Below are 5,647 nucleotides of genomic sequence, written 5' to 3' on the forward strand. Positions count from 1 at the left end.
CAAAATACCCTAGAATCTTATTATACTTTAGGAAGTTCATTTAACTTACACATATTCCTAAATTGCCAATAACTAGGCTCTAAATAATAAGAATAAGGAGTATAATAAAAGATAATTAAGCCTATACTTCCAAGAAAGACTAAAAACTTTGAAACGCTTTTTGTAGATTTAAAGATGATTTTATAAATAAATTTTAATATAAGATAAGAAAGAATAGTAGAAATTATAATAAGAAGTAATATATATGTCATGGGTTATCTCCTTAGATTCTCTATTTTATTAAAATTAAGATGTAATTTTGTGGTTTGATAAAGATTAGCTCGCTAGCATCCAAACATAGAAGACAAAAATTGCTCATTAAGATAAATGATTTCATGTATGAATAAATAGTATTATAATTTAGAAAGTAGTTTTGTAATTAAAACCAAGAAAACAAAATATATTTTTAAGATATAACCCCGACTATAATTACGCATTTTAGTCGGGATTTTTTAAGATAATTATAATTAAGCTTTACCTTCTCTCCAATCATCACTTCCGCTAGTTCCAGCAGCAGTATGTTCCCAAACTACTTTTCTATAACTCATTGAAACTTTTAAAAGCTCGGTTTTATCATGATTACTTGACTCTTGTGCATTTGGCATTATTAATTCAATATTTGTAATAATTGCATCTTCCAATTTTGTAGTAAAAAAATGTTCAGATCCGCCACTTGCTGCAGTTCTAAACCAATGAACTTCGACTGTTGGAAGTCTTTCTCCTTTGGTAAGTGCATTATATAACAAAGGCACGGACTTATTCAATGAGCAAGTAAAAGAAAAGGGCTTATGAACTCTTTGTCCAGAAGGTTGCCCACTTTGCTGATCAACGGGTACAGTTACGATATGAGATACCTCTTGCGCCATGATTTCATCTTCATGACCTGATTTATATCTATTGCCAATACTCGCTTCAGTAGATGCACCACTTGAAATCAAACCTTGTGTGGAACCTTCAATTCTTATAAACGCTGGTTCAGCCATAAAAAGAACCTCCTTTAATTTTTTTTAACATTCAAAATTGTATCATTTTAATCTTAATCTATATAAATTTTTGTAAAATATTTGTATATTGATATTAATATTTATTTGTTTTTACTTTAAATAAGGAATAACGATGTTTAAAAAAATATTTGATTTTGTGAAATCAAGATTATTTATAACTGCTTTTTTACTTTGTTGTATTTTTCTTTTTAGTGTTTTATTTTGGTTTTGGGGTCCTTTAATAGCTTTTAACGACATATATATTTTTAGTAGCTCATTTTTAAGATTTAGTATTATCTTGATAATTTGGCTTATTGTTTTTTTATTTTTTTTATTAAAGCCTATTATAAATTTTATATCTTCTTTAAAAAGTGAAAAAAGATTAAAATTTAAAGTCCTAAAAAAAGAAGCTGATGAGTTCATTTACAAATCTAAAAGAAACTTCTTTTTATCTCTTAAAGATGCCAAAGAAACATGGAAGAATGATTTAAAAACAAAAAATTTACCCTTAATTATCATCATAGGAAATGAAGGGGCTGGAAAAAGCACTTTTATCAATTATTCTAGCATCGAATATCCACTTAGCGATAGTTTAGAGTCTTATAAAAAATTCCATAAGTCTACTAGAAATTTTGCACTTTATGTATCAAAAAAAGGTGCTTTGTTAGATACAGAAGGAAACTATTTTTCACAAGAAGAATTTTTTAAGCCTACAAGTAGCGATGAAATACCCGAAGATGATATAGATAAAAATAGAGATTTTTTAATTAAAAAAAATATATGGAAAAAATTCCTTACTTTTCTCAATAAAAATTTTTTTCATAGCAAACTAAATGGAATTATTTTAGTTGTTGATACTGTCCTTTTCTTAAATAATCCTAAGGAGTATTCCAAAAATCTTATTAGATATCTAACAAAAAGAGTAAACGAATGTGAAAAAACTTTGAATTTAAAGTTGCCCATCTATATAGTTTTTTCAAAACTTGACTTGATGGAAGGCATGAAAGAGTATTTTGATATTTTCGATAAAAAAATTTCGGATAAAATTTTAGGATTATCTTTTGATAAAATCTTAAGTGAAGAATTTTTAAATAATGAATTTAAAGAATTAAGTGATTCATTATTATGTTCCTTGATGAGTAAAAACTCCCATATTTATAATATAGAAAATAAAAATAAAAGCTACTTATTTTTAAAACAACTTGATAATTTATTTGCATTAGCAAAGACTTTTATTTTGGAAGTGCAAGAAGAAAATAAGCTTAAAAATAATTCTTATCTTAGAGGAGTTTATTTTGTTAGTGCCTATCAAGAAAATATTCCTAGAAATTTCTTACTCGATGCCATATGTGAGAAATATAACTGCAAAAAAGTATTATCAAAATCCAATATTATACATAATAAACAAAGCTATTTTGTTAAATCACTGCTCGAAGATTTAATTTTTACAGATTATTCTTTAAGCACTATGAAATCTTATTCTAAAAAATTATCTTTTTTAATGATAATTTTAATCATAAGCTTTGGAACATATGCTATATCTTCTTATTTTATAAGTAAAAACAATAAAGAATTCGAAAAAAGCCAAAACACCTTAAGATCTTTACAATTGCTTCTTAAAGATCAAGATTATCAAAATTTAAATATTAAACAAAAAGCTGACTTCTTAATTGAATTGAGAAATATTTTAAATACTTATCCTGAACTTTGGCAAGATAATAATATATTTCAATATTTAAATCTAAATCTCTCATACAAAGGATTTAAAGAAGCTAAACAACTTTATTATAAACTGAATGAAGATGTGTTAAAAAATACTTTATTAAAAGAAATGGAATATACTTTACTTACCGATACAAATAAAGAAAATTTAATCAAAACATTATATATGTATAGATCTTTGTTTGAACAAAAATATTTTAATAAAGAAATACTAAAAATTTGGATTAACGAGAATTGGAATACTTTAAGTAAGTATTCAATCTCTAAAGATGACTTTCTAGAAGGGGTGGATGAGCTTAAACAATTTAATCTTAAATCTTTTACAGAAGATGAAAACAGTATACATACAGGAAAAAGAAAACTTGAGAGTATAAGTAGAACTCAAAGAATTTACATTCTTCTTAATTTTTTAAATAGCGATAAACCTAAAGAAAAATATCTTATAAAAGAGGATTTAGGTTTTGCTGCAAATAGTGTATTTTCAAATAATTCTCAAATAACTTCTATAGATAAAATATATACAAAAGTTGGTATGATGGACTTTTTAAATGATTTAAATCAACAAGTTGACACCGCAATCAATATTGAATCTTGGATGCTAGATAACAATTTTAAAGAAAATAAAAACACTTTGACTATGGGTATTTTAAAATTATACTTAAGTGAATACCAAAATGCTTGGCAAAATCTACTCGCTTCATTGCAACCTGTTAGGTATAATACCAAAGAGGCAATGCTTAATGAGCTTAATATCTTATCAAAAAAAGAAAACCCCTTATATTCTTTGTTAAAAATTGTTAGTTCTAATACAAATTTAAATGATGCAGTTTTACTAACTCAAGCCTACAATTTAGGATTAAATGCTGGGGAAATTAGATCAAATTTTATTGGGGTAAGCAATGCTTTCACACAATATCATAAGCTAGTAAACAAAAATACACTTTTGAGTGTTGGCAATATAGAAGTGGGTAAAGGCACTGATGATGAAAAAATATTAGATATTCTTAATACAAATATTACAAATATATCCAATAAAATTATAGATTTTAGTTCTAATAATAACCAAAGCGCTGAAGAAAAAATTTCATATGCTCTTGGAGGCAATAAAGATGCCAATGATCCTTTTGCTGTATTTCAAATGAACATAAAAAAATTACCTAATGATTTAGAGAGATATTATAGTCAGCTTTCTAATTATTCGTGGAATTTTATAGAAAATCATGGTATTTCTTTATTTAATACCGCTTGGATTAATGAAGTGTATAATCCATTTGTTAATGATATTGCACCATATTATCCTTTTAATGATGAGAGTGTAGCAGATCTTAGTATGGATAGTTTTAAAACATTTTTTGGAAGAAATGGGACATTAAATAGTTTTTATAAAAAATACTTGAACAATGTTTTAGTAAAAAGAAAAAATAACTATTCTGTCAATTCTCAATTTGCTTCAAAATTAAATTTCTCTAAAGAATTTTTAGATTTTATCACCAATGCAGGCAATCTCTCTAGTCTCATACTAAATGGTAATGATAATATAAAAGTTAATTTTACTATTCAAAGCCTTGATTTAAGTGCGGATTTTTCCTTTATAAAGCTTGGCTATGATAATAAAAATATCCAATACGATCATACTCTTAATCAAACCCTACAAATTGTAGCAGAAAAATTCAATAATGGAACAAGTTTAAATTTTACAGCCTATAACTACTCTAATCCTAATTTAAATTATACAAAATCATATAAAGGAGAATGGGCATGGTATAAGTTTATAAAAGATAATAAAAGTAATTCTATATACAGCATTATATTTAACAATAATAAAAACTTATATTTTGACTTTGAAATTATTAACGGTGCTAGTGAATTAAATAATATAGTTTATATTTTAAATAATCTTAAAATAGTAGAAAATATTACAGGGGTAAATAAACAATGATAGAAAAAGAAGAAATAGGAATTACTATTGAGAATTATGACGAATGTATTAGTGGTTCTAAAACATTTGTATTTAACACAAAGGGTGGAACTATAGGAAGCGGTGATGATTGCACTTTTCGTATTCAAGATAAACTAGAACAAATCAAAAATACCCATGCCATAGTATCTTATGAAGAAGGATCTTTTACAATTGCGGCTTTTGAAGATTCTGACATTTATTATAATAAGTCCTTTTCTAGAATGCCAAGTGGCTATGAAATAATAATCAGTATAGGCGATATTTTTAAAATCGGTAATTTAGAATTTAGATTTGTGGATGCAAAAAGCATTGAAGCAAGCATTAAAGAAAATAAAAAATACTTAGAAGATATTGAAAAACGCAATCATTTTGATGAAATTGAAATTAAGCCTAGAGGAAAAACAAGTATAAATTTTGACAAAAATAAAGAGTTGAAAGAGATTTTAGAAAATAATGATTATAAATTTATCGAAGAAGAAAAGGCAGATGATAGCTTTTTAAAAGAAATAATTCAAAAAAATCCAAATTCATTAGAATATGAAAATGTTTTAAAAAGTTTGGTAAAAAATTTAAAAGATATTAAAACAAAACAACAAAACTCTAAATTAAATAATGATTATTCTCCTATCAATATTAAAGATTTTGAAAGTATTATTAATAATATACCCTTAATCAAATCCACAAGATTGATCAATATTTTAGCCCTTAGCCTAATCGCAAAAGAATTATATACTCCAATATTTGAAGAAATGGAAGAAAATATGTTTATTAAATATATTGAAGCTGCCATACAAAATAATATTAAAGAAGATAAGATTCTTTTTGAAAATCTTACCATCAAAGCATTGGAAAAGTATATTAAAGATTTTGAGTGATTTTTACTCTTTGATATTATGCTCTTTAGCATAAGCTAGTATTTTAGCTCGAAGTTCTTGCGGAAAAT

General features: G+C 25.4%; 3 protein-coding genes. 2 read left to right on the top strand and 1 reads right to left on the bottom strand.

Features of this window, described 5'->3' with window-relative positions; genetic code table 11:
- Positions 1-506: 506 nt before the first annotated feature.
- Positions 507-1,022: an Hcp family type VI secretion system effector gene (locus tag AJ930_RS04595; RefSeq protein ID WP_044779685.1), complete on the bottom strand. Its 516-nt coding sequence runs from the start codon at positions 1,020-1,022 to the stop codon at positions 507-509.
- Positions 1,023-1,155: 133 nt separating this feature from the next.
- Between AJ930_RS04595 and tssM the strand changes: the two genes are divergently transcribed.
- Together tssM and AJ930_RS04605 are read left to right on the top strand one after the other, a co-directional pair.
- Positions 1,156-4,683 (top strand): type VI secretion system membrane subunit TssM, encoded by a 3,528-nt coding sequence (gene tssM, locus AJ930_RS04600; RefSeq protein ID WP_070274908.1) that lies wholly within the window; start codon positions 1,156-1,158, stop codon positions 4,681-4,683.
- The gene (locus AJ930_RS04605; protein WP_044779682.1) at positions 4,680-5,579 is read left to right on the top strand and encodes an FHA domain-containing protein; all 900 of its coding nucleotides are present in this window, start codon (positions 4,680-4,682) and stop codon (positions 5,577-5,579) included. Before tssM ends, AJ930_RS04605 begins: the two co-directional genes overlap by 4 nt.
- Positions 5,580-5,647 lie beyond the last annotated feature (68 nt).

Source organism: Campylobacter sp. BCW_6871, assembly GCF_001762325.1.
In the GTDB taxonomy this organism is placed as follows: domain Bacteria; phylum Campylobacterota; class Campylobacteria; order Campylobacterales; family Campylobacteraceae; genus Campylobacter_D; species Campylobacter_D jejuni.